We start from the raw sequence: 16,711 nt of genomic DNA on the forward strand, positions 1-16,711 counted from the left end.
AACGATCGGTTGAACGTGCGTTCTGGCCCTAAATTCAAAACTGCACGCGCCAACGAGCTGTTAACGAAGCCTTAATTCGGTCTGCCCGGAGGCCGCGCGGTCGTGTTATGACCTCTGGCCCGCCGCGGATCCCGCCACGGCCGGAACGTGCGAGTGCGTAAACTTGTCATGGCTACGATCTGTGTTCGGCTCTGACGGCTCCCCGATCATCCAATATCTCGTCATCTTCGCGATCATCTTCTCGGCCCTGGCCGCGATCGTGCTCGTGGTCCGGCGCCTCACGGGAAGCGGCAGCGCGCTCCCCGGGCGCAGCGGCCGGGCGCGTCAGCCGCGCCTCGGCATCGTCGACGTGTACGAGTTGGACCGCGCCCGTCAGTTGATCCTGCTGCGGCGGGACAATGTGGAGCATCTGCTCCTCGTCGGCGGCCCGAACGACGTCGTAGTCGAGCGCAACATCCAGCGCGGCCAGCGGCCCCTCTCCGAGCCGGCCCTGCGCGCGGAGCCGGCCGCCGAGCCCCTGCCCGATCCGTTGGCCGAAGCCGGGCGCCTGCCCGAACCGCCTCGCGCCCTGGCCGAACCGGGCCGTTCCCTCGGCGAGCCACCGTTCCGCCGACCCGAGCCCACCTTCGAAATGCCCGTGGTGGTGCCGCCGCCCGTGCCGGGATCGAATGCCGCGCCGCCCGTGCGGCTACCCCTCGACGTCGCGTTGATCGACGGCGACGAGCCCGGGCGGGATATCCCCGAGCCGCCTCCGAGCCCGGCTTCGCAACCCGAGCCACCTGTCCTGTCTCCGCCTGCGGGCTCCGTTCGCGAGGCGCTGATGCGGCCTCGGACGCTGCGGACCTCCGCGCCGGTACTGGACCGCAAGCCGGTGGCCGAGAAGGTAGACGAGACCGTCAAACTGCCCTCCGCAGGCATGGTGCTGCCGCCGCTGACGCCACCGCCGGTGGAAACACGCCCGGTCGATCCGGTCGTCCTGTCGGACATGGCCCGGCAGCTTCAGGCCGCCATCAGCCGACCGAGTTCGGCCGCAGCCCCGCCGCCTCCACCGCCGACGCCTGCACCGGCTGCTCCCGCTCCGGAGCCGCCCCCCGCCGCGCCGAAGCCGGAGCCGCAGCCCTCCGCTCCGGCCGCTCCGCCGCCGATCGATCCGATCGCCGCCGCGATGGCCGCCCTGGTGCCGCCTTCGATCGATCCGATTGCGGCAGGCATGGCGGCTGCGAAGGCCGAGCCCGAGGCGAACACCAGCACCGAGCCCCCGCGCCCGGCCCGCACCGAGAAGAAGGTCGCTTCCGCCAAGGCCGAGCCTAAATCGCCCGGCAATCCGTTCTCGGTTGAGGAGATCGAGGCAGAGTTCGCTCGGCTCCTCGGGCGGCCCCTCGACAAGCGCAACTGAGGCACCACCCCGCCGTCTCGCCTGTGCGGGGCGGCCAGGGCGGCCTTGCCTTCGCTTCGGCGCTTCGCCAAGCTGAACGACCGTTGTCCCAGGGGCCGCCGCGGCCCCGATCAGTCAGAGTTGTGCGATGAGAGTCATCGTCGAGCGCGCGGCCCTTCTCAGGTCGCTCGGCCACGTCCACCGGGTCGTGGAGCGGCGCAACACCATTCCGATCCTGTCGAACGTGCTCCTGCGCGGCGAGGGGTCGGCCTTGCAGTTGAAGGCGACCGATCTCGACATCGAGGTGACCGAGAGCATCGCCGCCGACGTGCCGGATCCCGGCGCCACCACGGTTCCGGCGCACGTGCTCTACGACATCGTGCGCAAGCTGCCCGACGGCGCGCAGGTCTCCCTGGAGACCGGCGAAGGCGGGCAGATGACGATCCGCTCGGGCCGCTCGCGCTTCGCGCTCGGCGCCCTGCCGGAAGGGGATTTCCCGGATCTCGCCACGGGCGAGATGCCGCATGGCTTCGAGATCGCCGCCGCCGACCTGAAGCGCCTCATCGACAAGACGCAATTCGCGATCTCGACCGAGGAGACGCGCTACTACCTGAACGGCATATTCCTCCACGTGCTGGAGGCGGACGGCGCACCGGTCCTGCGCGCGGTGGCGACGGACGGGCACCGCCTCGCCCGCGTCGAGATCCCCGCCCCTCCGGGCAGCGTCGGAATGCCGGGCGTGATCGTACCGCGCAAGGCCGTCGCCGAAATCCAGAAGCTCCTCGACGACGGCGGCGAGAGCGTCGGCATCGACCTGTCGCCCGCCAAGATCCGCCTGCGCTTCGCGGATGGGCTGACGCTGATCTCGAAGCTGATCGACGGCACCTTCCCGGATTATCAGCGGGTCATCCCGGCCAACAACGACAAGCGCCTCACCGTGGAGCGCGATACCTTCGCTCGCGCGGTGGATCGCGTCTCGACCATCTCTTCGGAGCGAGGCCGTGCGGTGAAGCTCGGGCTGACGGACGGGAAACTCGCCCTGTCCGTGAACAACCCCGATGCGGGCAGTGCGACGGAGGAACTCGACGTCGATTACGGCTCGTCCGCCCTCGATATCGGGTTCAACGCCCGCTACCTGCTCGACATTACGGCTCGCTCGAAGGCGATACCGCCCTGTTCAAGCTGGCCGATCCGGGCTCGCCGACCCTGATCCAGGATCGCGAAGGCGCCTCGGCCCTCTACGTGCTGATGCCGATGCGGGTCTGACCTCGCCTCGTCTTCGCGAATGAGGAAAGGCGACCCAGGGAAGCACGCATCCCTGGACCGCCTCACTCCGCTCGCAACGACGGAAGGCGTAGGGGCTTACTCGCAGACCTGAACGCGCTTGAAGGTGAAGTTCTCGTCATCGAGCCACACCTTGCGGCGCTCGTAGTGGCAGATCGGGCCGCGGCGCTCGCGCACGATCACGGTCTCCGGCTCTTCCTCCACCAGCACCCGGCGCGGACGGTATTCCGGCGGCGGGGGCGGCGGCGGGTTGTTCATGTTGTTCACGATCGCGCTACCGACCACGCCGCCGACGACGCCGGCTGCGAGGCCGCCGATGATCGCCCCGTTCTGCCCGTCGCGGGCCGAGGCGGGGATTGAGGTGGCCGTGAGGAGACCGGCCAGCGCGAAGGCGCCGGCCCGGACGACGGTAAAGGACTTCAGAACGGACACGCGAGAACTCTCCTGCTCGTGTTGACGAGATGAGAGCGCGAGAGCCTTAATTTTGTCGGAAGGCGAGCCCGGCGAGCGACGGTAGCACCGCCGCAGGCGCGAAATCCGGGTATTCGTCGGGCAAGCCGCGACGATTGATCCAGACCGGGCGGAAGCCGAAGGCAGCCGCGCCTGCAATATCCCAGCGGTTCGAGGAGCAGAACAGGATTTCCTCTCGGCCGAGGCCGAAACGGTCGACGGCGAGGCCGTAGGCGTCCGGGTGGGTCTTGAACCGGCGAACCTCGTCCACCGTCAGCACGGCATCGAGCAGCCCTCCGAGCTTGGCCGAGGCGACCGCCCGGTCGATCATCGGGCGATCGCCATTGGTCAGGATCGCGGTGTGGATCCCCCGCTCGCGCAGGGCCGAGAGGGTCGCAGGCGCTTCCTCATAGGCATCGAGGTCGCGATAGGCGTCGAGCAATCGCTCGCGCAGGCCCCGGTCGACATTGGGAAACTTGGCGAGCGCGAAGTCGAGGGCGCGCTCGGTCAGGGTCCAGAACGGCTCGTAGCGATCCATCAGGCCGTGGATCCAGCTGTATTCCAGCTGCTTCGTCCGCCAAGTTTCAGACAGGGCCTCGGCCTGCGGCCCCACCTCATCGGCGTGGCGCCGCACGGCGGCGTTCACATCGAAGAGGGTTCCGTAGGCGTCGAAGACCGCCGCTTGCATTCCATCCAGCAGATCGGTCGAGGCCATGGTGTCTCCTTGCGTCTTGACCGGCAACGCGGGACGACCCGGGCCTGTTCACGTTCGTCGCAGGCGCAGGCCGAACAGGTGGAGCAGCCCGACGAGGAGCCCGCCATAGACCGCCGCCCCGGCGATCCCGATAAGGCCGAGCACCGCAATCTCCCGCCCGTGCGGCAGAGGCGGCACCAGGGCGTTCGCCACGGGCTGCCCGAACAGGGCGACGCCGGTCAGTGCGAGGCAGGCGATCGCCACCCCGAGGATGGTGAGACCGAGCGTCCGGCCCGGCGCGGTCCAGCCCCGGCGCAGGGCGAGGCCGATGAGGATCGCGAGGTTCACCCACTGGCTGACCGCCGTCGCCATGGCGAGGCCGGTGACGCCGTAGGGGCCGGTGAGCCACAGCTTCAGCGCGACGTTCACGGCGATGGCCGTGAGCGAGGCCCAGAGTGGCGTCTTGGTGTCCTGTCTGGCGTAGAAACTGGCCACGGCGCTTCGGACCAGCACCACGGCTGGAAGCGCCAGCCCATAGGCCGCGAGCACGGACGCCGCGCGGGCCGCATCTTCGGCGTCGAACTCGCCGCGCTGGAACAGGGCGGCCATGATCAGGCCGGGGATAGTCAGGAAGGCGATGGTGAAGGGTGCGGAGAGGGCGAGCGAGAACCCCGCCGCCCGGTTCTGCGCGTTGTGGGCCCCCGCCACGTCGCCCGCCGCGATGCGACGGCTCATCTCGGGCAGAAGCACCGTGCCCGCCGCGATGGCGATGACGCCGAAGGGAAGCTGATAGAGCCGGTCGGCGTAATACAGCGCCGAGACCGCGCCGGTCGGCAGCCAGCTCGCGATGATCGTGTCCGCGAAGGCCGCGATCTGGAACCCGGCCGAGCCGATCACCGCCGGGCCGAGAACGGCGAAGAACCGCTTCATGGCCGGATCGAAGCGCGGCACGGCGAGCTCGGGCATCACCCCGGCGCGGCGACACCCCCACCACAGCAGCAGGAATTGCAGCACGCCCGAGACGGCGACGCCCCAGGCGGCGGCATAGGCGGCGTTGGGAAACAGGAAGCTGACGCCGAGCGCCGCCAGCATGGCGAGGTTGAGCAGGACCGGCGCCCCTGCCGCCACGGCGAAGCGACGGTTGGCGTTGAGGAGACCCGAGAGCAGGGTCACCAGGGTCATGAACAGCAGATAGGGGAAGGTGATGCGCGTCAGCGCCACCGCGAGCTGGAACCGCTCTCCCCCACTTCGAAGCCCGGCGCCAGAGCCTGCACCACATACGGCATCAACGGCAGGGCGAGGTTCAGCAGCGCCAGCTGGACGATCAGCATGAGCGTGAAGACGCGGTCGGAGAAGAGACGCGCGGCGCCGGTCGCCCCGGCCTCGGACAGGGAAGCGTAGGAGGGCACGAAGGCGGTGTTGAACGCGCCTTCGCCGAAGATGGCGCGGAAGTGGTTCGGCAGCCGGAAGGCGACGACGAAGGCGTCGGCGATGGGGCCCGCGCCCATGACGGCGGCCATCACCACGTCGCGGGCGAAGCCGGTGACGCGGGAGACCAGCGTCCATCCGCCGACGGAGAGGATGGAGCGGATCATCGACGGGCGTCCGGGCGCGCATCCGGCGCGAAACGATCGTTGGAAATGGGCCGCCCCCGTCTCGCCGGGTCGTCCCGGCGGCGCATCAAGACCGGGTTTCGGCCGTCATCTCAAGGGTCCGGGCGCCACAGGCGCCCGGACGGCACGCCTCAGGCAGTGGCCTCGGCGTACATCTTCTCGACATGCTCCCAGTTCACGAGGTTCTCGATGAACGCCTTGAGATAGTCGGGACGGCGGTTGCGGTAATCGATGTAGTAGGAGTGCTCCCACACATCGACGCCGAGGATCGGCTTCGCGCCGTGGACCAGCGGGTTCTCGCCGTTCGGGGTCTTCATGATCGCGAGCTTGCCGTCCTTCACGGCGAGCCATGCCCAGCCCGAGCCGAACTGCGTGATGCCGGCCTGGATGAAGTCGGCCTTGAACTTCTCGGCGCCGCCGAGATCCTCATCGATCTTCTTGGCAAGCGCGCCGGGGATGGCACCACCGCCATTCGGCTTCATCCAGTTCCAGAAATGGATGTGATTGTAATGCTGCCCGGCATTATTGAAGAGCGCCTGATTCGTGTTGTAGGCGGCCTTCACGATCTCTTCGACGCTCTTTCCGGCGAGGTCCGTGCCTTCGAGCAGCTTGTTGCCGGTATCCACATAAGCCTTGTGGTGCTTGTCGTGGTGGAACTCCAGGGTCTCCTTCGACATGTACGGCCCGAGGGCGTCGTAGGCGTAGGGCAGTTCCGGCAGGGTGAAGGTCATTGCTTGTCTCCGTGCGGCCGGGGGCAACCGCATGCCCCCGGCGGGGGCTCCCGGGTTGACGTTCGGTACGTAAGTCGGGCTTGCCTCGACGGCAACGCCGATGGTGCTGCACGAACAGGTTTTGCAAAACCTCGTCAGCGCCTTACTGTGCCGCCGATTTCGGGGCTCGTGAAAGCCCACGTCCAGAGAGAACAATGATCGCTGCGCTGTTCGCGCTCGCCGCCGCCATGCTCATCGCCGGCGTGGCGGCCATCGTCGAGGGCTTCCCCTATGTCCGCCTGGAGAGCGGAATGGCCATGGTCTACGGGGGTGCCGTCGTGGCGTCCTCCGGTGTGCTGCTCTTCGGCCTCGGCGTCGTGGCCACATGGCTGCGCCGGATCGAGACCGCGATCCGCGAAAACCCCGCCCGTCCCGCGGACGAGGCGGTCGAGTTGGGCGAGCCCGCCCTCATGCCCGCGCCGGAGGCGCCCGGAGCGTCCTTCGTCCCGACCATGACCGGCCACGCCTCCGACCGGCAGCGAATCGAGCCCTCGCTCATCCTGCCGCCGCAGACGCTCACCGCCGAGCCGGAACTGCCGCTGCCGGGTCTCACGCCGCCGGTGATCGCGCCGGTTGCGGAGGTGCCTCCCCCGGCCGAGATCAAGGCTCAGGATGCGAAGAGCGAGCCGAGGCTCGCCGAGGAGGACGACCTGTTCGTCCCCGGCCAGTCAGAACCAGCGAAGTCCGTGCCCGAATCCGAGCCGGCGCTGCGGTCGAGCCTCGATGCGGCGCCTGAGACCAAGGTCGAGCGTACGGTGGTGGGCCGCTACAGTTCGGGCGGCAACACCTACATGATGTACGACAACGGTTCGATCGAGGCGGACACGCCGAACGGCCGCTTCACCTTCGCGTCGCTCGAAGAGCTGAAGGCCTTCGTGGATGGCGGCGGCGAAGTCGGCGCGCGGGGCGCCGCCTGAGGCGGAACAGCCCCGCTCCGGCATGGCGCATGCAGCGGGGCGGCGTGATTCAGACACACGCCCTTCGATACGCTCCAAGACGGCACGGATCCGCCCCGCTGGGGGACGCGGGCCGCGCGCAAAAGCCGACGTCATGATCGCACGGCACAGTTTGATCTATGTCGGCTCGCGCGGCGTCGCGGCGGCCCTCAACATGGCCTCCGTGGCCCTGTTCACGCGCCTCGCGCCCACCGAGGTCTACGGCAGCTACCTGTACCTGTCGTCCTGCGCGCTCGTCCTCTACGGGGCGACGTGCCAATGGCCGAAATTCTCGTTCTTCGCCCTCTATGACGAGGCTCGCGCCTCGGCGCAGGTTGGGACCGTGGTGCGCATGCTCGCGGGCTCCCTGGTCCTGGCGGGCCTCGCCGCGAGCCTCGCGGCTCTGCTCGATCTGATCACCCCTCACGCAGCCGTCGCGATCACCCTGCTCGCCGTCGGCTTCACCCTGTTCGAGGGCTCTACCGAGATTGCCCGCACCCGGCTCGCCGCCGGCCCTGTCGCCGCCTCCGTGCTGACGCGGGCCGTGCTGATGCTCGTCCTCGGCGGTGCCGTCCTGAAGGTGACCGGCGATCCGGTCGACCTCGCCGTGGCCATCGCGGCGGCGAACGCCCTCGGCGCCGTCCCCGCTCTGATCGTTGTCGGGCCATTGATGCGCGGCAGGGGGAGCCGCGCCGAGGCGATGCGCCTGCTGGCCTATGGCTGGCCCCTCGTCCTGTCGTTCGCGACGGCGGCCCTCGCGCAGAGCCTGGACCGGCTGATCATCGCCCAGACGGTCGGCCCGGCGGGTCTGGGCGCCTACGGCGCCATTGCCGACTTCCTGCGGCAGAGCTTCATCGTGTTCGGGGAAGCCCTTGCCCTGTCGCTGATCTCGATCGCCAAGCGGGACGCGCGGATCGGCGGGATGGCAGCGGCCTCGCCGGTGCTCTGCGACGCGGCGCGGGCGATGACTGCCATCGCCGCCTTCGGGGCGGTGTTCTTCCTGTGCTTCGACGAACTCGTCGTCACCATCCTGCTCGGGCCGGGCTACCGCGCCGAGGCGCGCAGCCTCGCGCCGGTCCTCGTGCTGGCGAGCATCCTGATGATGTTCCGCTCGTATTATTTCGGGCAGGTCATCTACTTCACCAAGACCAGCCGCCTGGAGGCGGGAGCCGCCTTCGCGACCCTCGTGACCGTGGCCGCGATTTCCCTTTTGCTCATCCCGCGCCTCGGGGCGATGGGCGCAGCCCTGGCCTTTGCCGGGGGGCAGGCCGCGGCCTGCCTCGTGCTGATTGTCGGCGCGCATCGGGCGGGCACCCCCATGCCTCTGCCCCTCGCGGATATGGGCGGGATCGTCGCCGCTGCCGTCGCGGCGGGTCTCGCGGTCTACGGGCTCGACTTCGTGCCCGGCGGCACGCAGCCCGCCGGACAGGTGCTCGGCCTCTTCCTCTTGGTCGCGGCCTTCCTCGCGGTGGCGTGGCGCATCGACATGCTGGGTCTGGCCGGGGCGATCCGTCGTCGGCTGGCGGCATGACGGCACCCGTCGCGATGCCGGAGCCGTATACCCCCCAGCCCCGCTCGGCTCCGCTCTCGGCTCCTCTCCCCGGCGGTCTCGTGGCGGCGATCCGCCCCCTCGACCCCGCCGCGCCGTGGGTGAGAGCCTGGGAGGAGCTGGGCCAGCGCGCCCTGGTGACGAACCCGTTCTACGAGGCGCCCTATGCGCTCGCCGCCGCCCCGTCCTTCGGCGCCGGCGTGAGAATGCTGCTCGTGGCGGACAGACCCCCGGAGGAACCCGGCGTGCGCCTCGTCGCTGCGTGGCCTCACCGCAGCGTCGGCCGCCGCTGGGGCCTGCCGCTTCCGGTGCTGATGGGCTGGACCCATGGCTATGCGCCGCTTGGCGTGCCACTCCTCGACGGCGAGGCGCCCGCCCCCGCCCTGGCCGCCCTGCTGGCCGCGCCGCAGGTCCTCGGCGAGCCGCCCCGCCTGCTCCTGCAAAACGCCACGGCGGACGGCCCCTTCGCCGATCTGCTCGACCAAGCGGGCACGCGCCGCGTCGGCTACTGGGCGCACCAGCGCGGGATGCTCGACGCCTCATCGTTGAGCGAAGCGGAGCGGGCCGCTTATCTCGACCATCTGTCGGGCAACCGCCGCCGCCGTCTGCGCCGCGCCCGCCGGAGGCTGGAAGCGGGGGGCGAAGTCACCTTCACGCTGCTGGCGGAACCGGCGCTGTTCCCCGCCGCCCTCGACGCGCACATCGCCCTGGAAGCGGCCAGCTGGAAGGGACAGGTCGGCACCGCCCTCGCCCAGCGCCCGGAGGAGGCCGCGATGCTGCGCGGGGCCGTGGCCGCGCTGGCGCAGGCGGGCCGGGTGCGGATCGCACAGTTGCGGCAGGGCGGGCGGCTCATCGCGTCGATGGTCCTGCCGCTCGCCGGGCGGGACGCCTTCGTCCTGAAGGTCGCCCACGACGATACGGATCCTGCCGCCGCGACGGGGTGCAGCTGGTCCACCGGCTGACGGAAGCGGTGCTCGCCTCGCGGGAGATCGACCGGATCGATTCCTGCGCGCCGCCCGGCTTCGAACTCGCCACCCTGTTCTGGACCGAACGGCGGTCCATCGCCCATTTTCTACTGGAAGCCGGGCACGACCCGCTCTTCCCAGTGGCGATGCGCCTCGAACGGGGGCGGGAGGCCCTGGCGCGCTTCAGGCTCGCGATTCGCGAAAGACGCAAGGCGCCCTGAGGTGCCCTCAGTCGCCTTCCTCGAACCGTGTGCGGTGGAACACTTCGCGGCCTGCCCCGTCGATCACCCGAACGGCGTGGGCGGGCTCGTCGCGGCGCTGGGGCACCCGCGCGCGGGCGAAGAGACGAAGGGCGCGCTCCTGCGCACTCTCCAGATTTCCGACCCGCACGGAGATGCGGGTGACGACCTCCTCCCCGTCGGACCCGATCACTTCGATATGGAAAGTCTCGCGCAAACGGAGAAACCTGCTCTATGTGGGTGCGCAGCCGGGGGTAGGGATCACCAGATCCGGCTGGCCCGACCGAGATAGGGGAGACGTGTGGATCCGCTCAAGGCCGCTGCCGCTCTGCTGTTCTGTCTTGCGCTGTTCTGGCTGGTGCTCCGCCTGACGCAGCGTCTGATGACGATGGCCATCGCCGCAGGTCATGCGGAGGAGCGCCGCCGCCTCGAAGCGGAGGCGCAGGCCGATCAGGCCACGGGCGCCGTCCCGTAGGCGTCCGCCATCCGGGCGATGGCGGCAAGCTTATCCTCGTAGGCCGACCAATCGTCCCGCTCGGCAATCGGCGCCCAGAGGGCCTCGACCTCGTCGATCAGCATCGTGCAGGGCTCGCCCGCGAAGTACGGGTGATCGAGCCGCGCCCTCTCCCCCGCCGAGACATCCGCGAAGGCGGCCCGCACCGGAGCGAAAGCCTCCGAGGCGTAATGGGACGCGCTCGGGCTCGCGGCGGCGCGCTCGGCACTGGCGAGGCCTCCGCGCCAATCGAAGAAGAACCGCTCGAACGGCGCCTTGCTCTCGCCGAGGAAGCGCCAGATCGCGGAAACGAGCCGGTCCGTCTCGGGCTGGGGCGCCGGGGCGAGGCCGAGCCGTGCGAACAGGCGCTCCGCGAAGCCCTCCTGCAGGGCCGGGCCGAACCCTTCGAGCGCCTTCTCCAGCCGCGCCTGCGGCGCGAGGGATAACAGGCAATCGGCCAATCGACACAGGTTCCAGAACAGCGCCTCCGGCTGACGACCGAAGCTGTAGAGGCCCGTCTGATCGAAATAGGCGGCCGTGAAGTTCGGATCGAAGGCAGGCAGGAAGCGCCACGGCCCGTAATCGAAGCTCTCGCCCGTCACGTTGATGTTGTCGGTGTTGAGCACGCCGTGGACGAAGCCCGCCGCTGCCCATTGCGCGCCCATCCGCGCGACGCGCACCGTCACCTCTTCCAGGAAGGCTGCCGCCCGGTCCTCCACGCTGTCCCCCCACAGCTCCGGCATGTGGGTGGTGATCGTGTGGTCCAGGAGCTTGGCCACGTTCTCCGGCTGCTCCAGGGCGAGGAAGCGCTGGAACGTGCCGATGCGGATATGCCCATGCGACAGCCGCACCAGCACCGAGGAGCGGGTGGGCGACGGCTCGTCGCCGCGGATCAGGTTCTCGCCGGTCTCGATCAGGCTGAAGGATTTCGACGTGTTGACGCCTAGCGCCTCCAAGAGAGAGGTCGCCAGCACCTCACGCACGCCGCCCTTGAGGGTCAGGCGCCCGTCGGCGGTGCGCGACCAGGGCGTGGTGCCGCTACCCTTGGTGCCAAAATCGAGCAGCCGCCCGTCCTTCAGGTCGTGCAGCTGCGCGAAGAGAAAGCCGCGTCCGTCCCCGAGTTCGGGATTGTACGAACGGAACTGATGCCCGTGGTAGCGGAGGGCCAGGGGCTCCTCGAAGCTGCCGGGCAGAGGCTCGAACCGGCCGAAATGGGCGATCCATTCCTCGTCCGTGAGCCTGCCGAGGCCGACGCGCTCCGCCCAGACCTGATTGCGATGGCGCAGGATAGTCTTTGGAAAGCGCGCCGGGGCGACGACGTCGAAGAAGTCGGGCCCGAGATCAGCGTGGCGGCGGGACGGGCGGGGCGTAGAAGCTTCCGGCAAGGCTGATCTCGCATCGGGCCGCCGAAGCGGCATCTTCAGGGTCAAGCGCGCTCGGGGCGAACCGTTGCGTCGCCGGTCTGACGAAGGGCCTCGCCGAGGATTATCGCCGCCGCTACCGCGACGTTGAGGGACCGCATGCCGGAGCGCATCGGCACGACCACGCGGGCATCGGCGGCGGCGTGAACCGGCTCCGGCACGCCTGCCGATTCCCGGCCGACCATGACGCAATCGCCGGGGCGGAAGGCGAAATCCGTGTAGGGCACGGCCCCGGCCGTGGTCGCGAGGACGAGGCGCAGGCCCGCCCCCCGGCGCCATTCCTCGAAGGCGGCAAAGGAGCGATGACGGGTGATGGCGACGTGATCGAGGTAATCGAGGCCCGAGCGGCGCAGATGCCGGTCCGACACGTCGAACCCCGCCGGCTCGATGATCTCGACGGCCAAGCCGAGACAGGCGGCCATGCGCATCATCGTCCCGGCATTCTGCGGGATGTCGGGCTGGTAGAGGGTGAGGCGGGGCATCGGTGACGGGCTATCGCCGGTCAGCCGGCAAAGCGCAACGTTTTCAACCGGGAGCGTGGAACATTGCGCCGCCGCAAGCCCTTTTGGGGGCGTCGCAGCCGACGCGGCTGCCCGTCCGGAAGGCCCTCGCCCATGCGCAACCCGCTCCCGACCGTCGCCTTCGCGACGGCCCTTTTCACCGCCACCCTCGCCCCGGCGCTGGCGCAGGACACCACCACCGGCACGGCCCCCAGCGCGGTCCCGGCCAAGCCCGCGACGCTCTCCGATGACCTGCGTCCGAAGTTCGTCGCCCAGACGCCCGCCGACATGGTGTCGAGCAAGCTCGTCGGCACCAGTGTCACCAACGGCGCGAACGAGACCATCGGCCAGATCGCCGACCTCGTCCTCGACGAGAAGCAGCAGGTGAAGGCGTGGATCGTCGGCGTGGGCGGCTTCCTCGGGATCGGCGCGAAATACGTCGCCATCGACCCCTCCGCGATCAAGGTCGCCCGCGGCGACAACGACAGCCTGAAGGCCACCATCGACACCACGAAGGACCAGCTCCGCGCGGCGCCGGAATACATCTATCTCGGCAAGGAGAAGCCGAAGGACGCGCAGGCCACCGAGCCAGCCCGCCAGCCCTGATGCAGCGAGGCCCGCACCAGGGCGGCGACGTGCGGACTTGAAGGCCGAAGGCGTTCCGTGCTCCACCCCCGGCACATCAGTGCCGGGGTTTTCATTCCGCCATGCGCCGCGCCATCGTCCCGCTCCTCGCCTTCTGCCTGGGGCTCCTCGGCATCGTCGCCGCGGCCTTCGTGATGCTGAAGCCGCAGGTGACCTCCGTCGGCACAGCCTCCGTGGGCGGGCCTTTCACCCTCGTCAATCAGGACGGGAAGACGGTGACGGAGAAGGATTTCAGCGGGGCGACGCACCTCGTCTTCTTCGGATTCACCCATTGCCCGGATGTCTGCCCGACGACGCTCCAGCAGATTTCCGATGTGCTCGCCGCCCTTGGTCCCAAGGGCAAAAACATGAAGGTCGCCTTCGTGACCGTCGATCCCGAGCGCGACGACCCGGCGAGCCTCAAGGCCTATCTGTCGAGCTTCGATCCGCGCATCACCGGGCTCACCGGCACGCAGGACCAGATCACGGCGACGGTGAAGGCCTATCGCGCCTATGCCCGCAAGGTGCCGGACAAGAAGGGCGAGTACGTGATGGAACACACGGCGATCGTGTACGTCATGGACGCCCAGAACCGCTTTCTCGGCGCCCTCGACATCTCGCGACCCGCCGACCAGACAGCGGCGGAACTCGCCAAGAAGATCTGATGCGACGCCGACCTAGAGTGTCATCCCGGCATGGAAGCGGTCGGGGGAGAGCGGCAGGAGGAACTGCACGCCGAACCCGCCCTCGAAGACGCGCACGAGGCGGCCGGGAGTGCTGCCGACCGTGACGATGCTGCCCATGGCGGGCGCCGCATTGCTGGCGATGGCCGCGCCCGAGAGCGAGATATCGATGAGCCGGGCCGTGATCTCGCGGCCGTTCTCGAGCTTGAGGACGACGCCGGGCTTGTCCGGCACGACGCGTTCGTGGCTGCGGCCCTCCGGCAGTCCGAGAATCTCGTGATTGGCAAGCCATGTGAGCTGCGAGGCGAGCTTGTCGCGCTTGCGCGGCGTCGCCGACAGCCGGACCGCGAAGCCGCCCTTGGTGTGCCGCGCCACGACACCTTCGATGCGCCCGATGAATTCGAGATAGAGGACGACGCGCTCGCCGATCTCACCCTGGACCGCGCAGGTCAGGCGGACGCCACCGGGGGACATGTCGACGGTCTGGCACGGATATTCACGCCGGTCGGACAGCATGTATCGCCCGAGGACCGCGACCTTGACGCGCTGGTGCTGGCGCAGGTCGGAGGCTTCGTTGCCGACGCCGCGAATCCTGAGGGTCTGGAGTGGGCCGCCATCCACCGCGAGCATGCCTAGATCAGTCGTCGAGAATCCATCGTAGGTTGAATCATAAGTGGCACCGGTTACGGAAAGCCTTCACCGGACGAAGGATCGAGGATCTAGCGCACGAAATCAGGCGCGTCCGCCCGGATGGACCATCAGATGCCCGCGCCGGACTGGAGCATCCTCGGGCATCAGGGCGCGGCGCAGGCCCTCATGCGGACCGGCCGGCGGCCGGGCGCCGCGGTTGCGCGGGGCGAGGATGCGCAGCGACGTGGTTTCCGCCCGCTCTACCGGCTTCAGGCCGAGCCAGGGCGGCGCGCCGGTGAAACTCAGCGCCCCGAGGGCGCGGACATGGGGACGGCCCCGGTGGCGCAGGGGGAGCAGGAGAAGTTCGAGATCGACCCCCTCCTCCGCGCGGTTCACGCCGCGCAGGCCCGCCACGACGCCGAGCGTATCCAGGGCGACCGTTTCCGCGAGACGCCATGCGTCCCCGGCCCTGTCACCCCAAAGAGCGGAGAAGGGTTGCCCGCGCAGCTCCCTCCCATACAGGGCGCAGACGCGCGTCCCCGCGAGGCGGATGACGGCGGAGCGCGCCGGCACGTCCAGCCCAGGATCAGGCTGTCCGCCAGGAGATGGCGGATCTCGCCGGGCTCGATTTCGGCCCGCTCGGGGGCGGCACGATCGCCCCGGAGCTTTTCCCAGTAAGCGTGAAGCAGATGACTTGTGGGATGCTTCATGTGTGTCCCGGATCGGTACAAATGTGCCTCGAAGATGCCCGTTCCGAGACGTCCGAAAGACGTCCCCGACCGCGCATCGGGCGGTTACCGGCCCATTCCGCAATCCCTATGCCCTCGGTCGCGCCGATGCATCCGGCGAGTTACGCTTTGGTTAAGGTTGATCGCCACTGAAGCCTGTGACGATCCATACAACGCAACCCTGAGAAGGGTTTGACCCCTCAGGATTCTACCTCAGAACGCGGCATGGTCTTGCCTGCAACCACATGTCGGCAACATGTGGGGCCATGGACGCTTCGCCCGACTTCCCCGCCAAAGCCGCACACCCGTTTTCAACATGCCGGGCGTGGTCACCGCCTCGATTGCGGTGCTCATCGTCATCCAGGCGATTCGTGAGTACCTGCTCTCCGACGTGCGCGACATCTCGGTCGTGCTCGACCTCGCCTTGGTCCCGGCCCGGTGGACGGTGTGGTTCGACCCGTCGCGGGTGGCCGAGGTGATTCAGGCGGCGGGATCGGGCGATGCGCAACTCGGGGCGATGCGCGAGGCCTTCGCCCGCTACGTCACCGGCCAGCAGAGCCTGGAGCCTTGGACGCTGGCGACCTATGCCCTGCTCCACGGCTCGTGGATGCACGTGCTGTTCAACAGTGTCTGGCTCGCGGCGTTCGGCTCCCCCGTCGCCCGCCGCTGCGGGGCGTGGCGCTTTGGCGCCATCGCGCTCGCCGGCATCATCGCGGGCGGCGTGCTGCACATCCTGATCGATCCCTTGAGCGCCACGCCCCTGGTCGGCGCGTCGGCGGGCATCTCGGCCCTGATGGCGGCGGCCGCGCGCTTCGTGTTTCAGCCCCCGGCCTCGGCCTATGGCGCCCAGCCCTGGCAAATGCCGGTGCATCGCCCAGCCGAGACCATTCCCGAATTGCTGCGCAACCGGACGGCGGTGTCGTTTCTGGCGATCTGGCTCGTCACCAACCTGCTCTTCGGCCTCGTCAGCCTGCCGCTGGGGGCCGAAAGCGCCGCGATCGCCTGGGATGCGCATCTCGGCGGCTTCATCGCGGGCTTCCTGCTCTTCCCCCTTCTCGACCGGAAAAGCCCCCCACGGGCCTGATCGGCGCAACAGGTGGCCTTGCCAGGGCGACAGAACGGCCACACACTCCCGTGATCGAGAGCTGGGACGAACCCGGCCCGATGTCGCAACCGGCGCGCCGGGGCTGACGGCGCGCCCAACCGGCTGAAAGGGAGGGGTCGATGACCGTCGCACGTATTCTGGCAGAGAAGGGAACGTCCGTGGCCACCGTGAGCCCGGACAAGACCCTCGGGGACGTCATTCATAGTCTGGCGGAGAAGCGGATCGGCGCCCTTGTGGTCGCCCATGCTGACGGTACCGTGGCGGGCATCGTCTCCGAGCGGGACATCATGCGCGCCCTGGCGCGGCTCGGTGCGGCGACTTTCGATGCACCGGTCAGCGACCACATGACGACCAACGTCACGCACTGCAATCGCTCGGCGACGATCGAGGACGTGATGGAGCTGATGACCAACGGGCGCTTCCGCCACCTGCCGGTCTGCGAGGACGGGCGCCTGATCGGCATCGTTTCCATCGGCGACGTGGTCGCCCGCCGGATCGCCACCGTCGAGGCCGAGCACCAAGCCCTGCGGGAATACATCACCACGGCCTGAGAGCGGCCGTCCGAAACGGGGCGCCCCCTCTCCCCGCCTACAGGAATCGTTGCGGAACTAGGGATCCGGGACATCCTCACCGTCTTTGCGAGCGTCAGCGAA

16 protein-coding genes and 4 pseudogenes are annotated in these 16,711 nt (G+C 69.1%); 11 read left to right on the forward strand and 9 right to left on the reverse strand.

Annotated elements, in window-relative coordinates; all coding sequences use genetic code 11:
• Positions 1-181 precede the first annotated feature (181 nt).
• The gene (locus tag ACFQE0_RS03035; RefSeq protein ID WP_378966934.1) at positions 182-1,396 is read left to right on the forward strand and encodes a hypothetical protein; all 1,215 of its coding nucleotides are present in this window, start codon (positions 182-184) and stop codon (positions 1,394-1,396) included.
• A gap of 127 nt (positions 1,397-1,523) precedes the next feature.
• Positions 1,524-2,641 (forward strand): annotated as a pseudogene (gene dnaN / locus ACFQE0_RS03040) (DNA polymerase III subunit beta).
• 96 nt (positions 2,642-2,737) lie between these two features.
• Here the strand turns inward: dnaN and ACFQE0_RS03045 are convergent.
• The 4 genes and pseudogenes from ACFQE0_RS03045 to ACFQE0_RS03060 form a co-directional block, all read right to left on the reverse strand.
• Positions 2,738-3,091 carry a hypothetical protein gene (locus ACFQE0_RS03045; protein ID WP_378966936.1) on the reverse strand — a complete coding sequence of 118 codons (354 nt, stop codon included), beginning with the start codon at positions 3,089-3,091 and terminating at the stop codon, positions 2,738-2,740.
• 46 nt (positions 3,092-3,137) lie between these two features.
• Positions 3,138-3,824: a haloacid dehalogenase type II gene (locus ACFQE0_RS03050; protein WP_378966939.1), complete on the reverse strand. Its 687-nt coding sequence runs from the start codon at positions 3,822-3,824 to the stop codon at positions 3,138-3,140.
• Positions 3,825-3,872: 48 nt separating this feature from the next.
• Positions 3,873-5,398, reverse strand: a pseudogene (gene murJ, locus ACFQE0_RS03055) (murein biosynthesis integral membrane protein MurJ).
• A gap of 149 nt (positions 5,399-5,547) precedes the next feature.
• Positions 5,548-6,147, reverse strand: coding sequence for a superoxide dismutase (locus ACFQE0_RS03060; RefSeq protein WP_378966941.1), 600 nt, complete (start codon positions 6,145-6,147; stop codon positions 5,548-5,550).
• 194 nt (positions 6,148-6,341) lie between these two features.
• On the opposite strand from ACFQE0_RS03060, the gene ACFQE0_RS03065 reads away from it, so the two are divergent.
• The 4 genes from ACFQE0_RS03065 (at position 6,342) to ACFQE0_RS03080 (ending at position 9,856) form a co-directional block, all read left to right on the forward strand.
• On the forward strand, positions 6,342-7,103 hold the full coding sequence (locus tag ACFQE0_RS03065; RefSeq protein ID WP_378966943.1) for a hypothetical protein: 762 nt from the start codon (positions 6,342-6,344) through the stop codon (positions 7,101-7,103).
• Between the two features lie 133 nt (positions 7,104-7,236).
• Positions 7,237-8,652: a lipopolysaccharide biosynthesis protein gene (locus ACFQE0_RS03070; protein ID WP_378966945.1), complete on the forward strand. Its 1,416-nt coding sequence runs from the start codon at positions 7,237-7,239 to the stop codon at positions 8,650-8,652.
• Positions 8,649-9,632 (forward strand): GNAT family N-acetyltransferase, encoded by a 984-nt coding sequence (locus tag ACFQE0_RS03075; RefSeq protein WP_378966947.1) that lies wholly within the window; start codon positions 8,649-8,651, stop codon positions 9,630-9,632. The genes ACFQE0_RS03070 and ACFQE0_RS03075 overlap by 4 nt, the downstream gene beginning before the upstream one ends.
• Positions 9,611-9,856: a hypothetical protein gene (locus ACFQE0_RS03080; protein ID WP_378966949.1), complete on the forward strand. Its 246-nt coding sequence runs from the start codon at positions 9,611-9,613 to the stop codon at positions 9,854-9,856. Before ACFQE0_RS03075 ends, ACFQE0_RS03080 begins: the two co-directional genes overlap by 22 nt.
• A gap of 7 nt (positions 9,857-9,863) precedes the next feature.
• Here ACFQE0_RS03080 and ACFQE0_RS03085 read toward each other — a convergent pair whose 3' ends face one another.
• Positions 9,864-10,091 carry a hypothetical protein gene (locus tag ACFQE0_RS03085; protein WP_378966952.1) on the reverse strand — a complete coding sequence of 76 codons (228 nt, stop codon included), beginning with the start codon at positions 10,089-10,091 and terminating at the stop codon, positions 9,864-9,866.
• 84 nt (positions 10,092-10,175) lie between these two features.
• Between ACFQE0_RS03085 and ACFQE0_RS03090 the strand changes: the two genes are divergently transcribed.
• Entirely contained in the window at positions 10,176-10,349 is a 174-nt protein-coding gene (locus ACFQE0_RS03090; protein WP_378966954.1) for a hypothetical protein, read from the forward strand.
• Here ACFQE0_RS03090 and ACFQE0_RS03095 read toward each other — a convergent pair.
• Together ACFQE0_RS03095 and ACFQE0_RS03100 are read right to left on the reverse strand one after the other, a co-directional pair.
• Positions 10,325-11,785, reverse strand: a complete 1,461-nt coding sequence (locus tag ACFQE0_RS03095; protein WP_378975229.1) for a protein adenylyltransferase SelO — start codon at positions 11,783-11,785, stop codon at positions 10,325-10,327. The two genes, ACFQE0_RS03090 and ACFQE0_RS03095, sit on opposite strands and share 25 nt — an antisense overlap.
• A gap of 8 nt (positions 11,786-11,793) precedes the next feature.
• Positions 11,794-12,270, reverse strand: coding sequence for a tRNA (cytidine(34)-2'-O)-methyltransferase (locus ACFQE0_RS03100; RefSeq protein ID WP_378966957.1), 477 nt, complete (start codon positions 12,268-12,270; stop codon positions 11,794-11,796).
• A 132-nt stretch (positions 12,271-12,402) separates the two neighbouring features.
• Here ACFQE0_RS03100 and ACFQE0_RS03105 point away from each other — a divergent pair, with 132 nt between their 5' ends.
• Complete coding sequence (locus tag ACFQE0_RS03105) at positions 12,403-12,894, forward strand: PRC-barrel domain-containing protein (protein WP_378966959.1); 492 nt, start codon at positions 12,403-12,405, stop codon at positions 12,892-12,894.
• Between the two features lie 101 nt (positions 12,895-12,995).
• Positions 12,996-13,577 carry an SCO family protein gene (locus ACFQE0_RS03110; RefSeq protein WP_378966962.1) on the forward strand — a complete coding sequence of 194 codons (582 nt, stop codon included), beginning with the start codon at positions 12,996-12,998 and terminating at the stop codon, positions 13,575-13,577.
• A gap of 12 nt (positions 13,578-13,589) precedes the next feature.
• Here the strand turns inward: ACFQE0_RS03110 and ACFQE0_RS03115 are convergent, their stop codons facing one another.
• Positions 13,590-14,225 (reverse strand): PilZ domain-containing protein, encoded by a 636-nt coding sequence (locus ACFQE0_RS03115; RefSeq protein ID WP_378966964.1) that lies wholly within the window; start codon positions 14,223-14,225, stop codon positions 13,590-13,592.
• A 102-nt stretch (positions 14,226-14,327) separates the two neighbouring features.
• Positions 14,328-14,935: pseudogene (locus tag ACFQE0_RS03120) on the reverse strand (PAS domain-containing protein).
• 284 nt (positions 14,936-15,219) lie between these two features.
• On the opposite strand from ACFQE0_RS03120, the pseudogene ACFQE0_RS03125 reads away from it, so the two are divergent.
• Positions 15,220-16,037, forward strand: a pseudogene (locus ACFQE0_RS03125) (rhomboid family intramembrane serine protease).
• A 140-nt stretch (positions 16,038-16,177) separates the two neighbouring features.
• The gene (locus ACFQE0_RS03130; protein WP_378966966.1) at positions 16,178-16,609 is read left to right on the forward strand and encodes a CBS domain-containing protein; all 432 of its coding nucleotides are present in this window, start codon (positions 16,178-16,180) and stop codon (positions 16,607-16,609) included.
• Positions 16,610-16,711 lie beyond the last annotated feature (102 nt).

This window comes from Methylobacterium komagatae (assembly GCF_042661665.1).
Taxonomy (GTDB): Bacteria; Pseudomonadota; Alphaproteobacteria; order Rhizobiales; family Beijerinckiaceae; genus Methylobacterium; species Methylobacterium komagatae.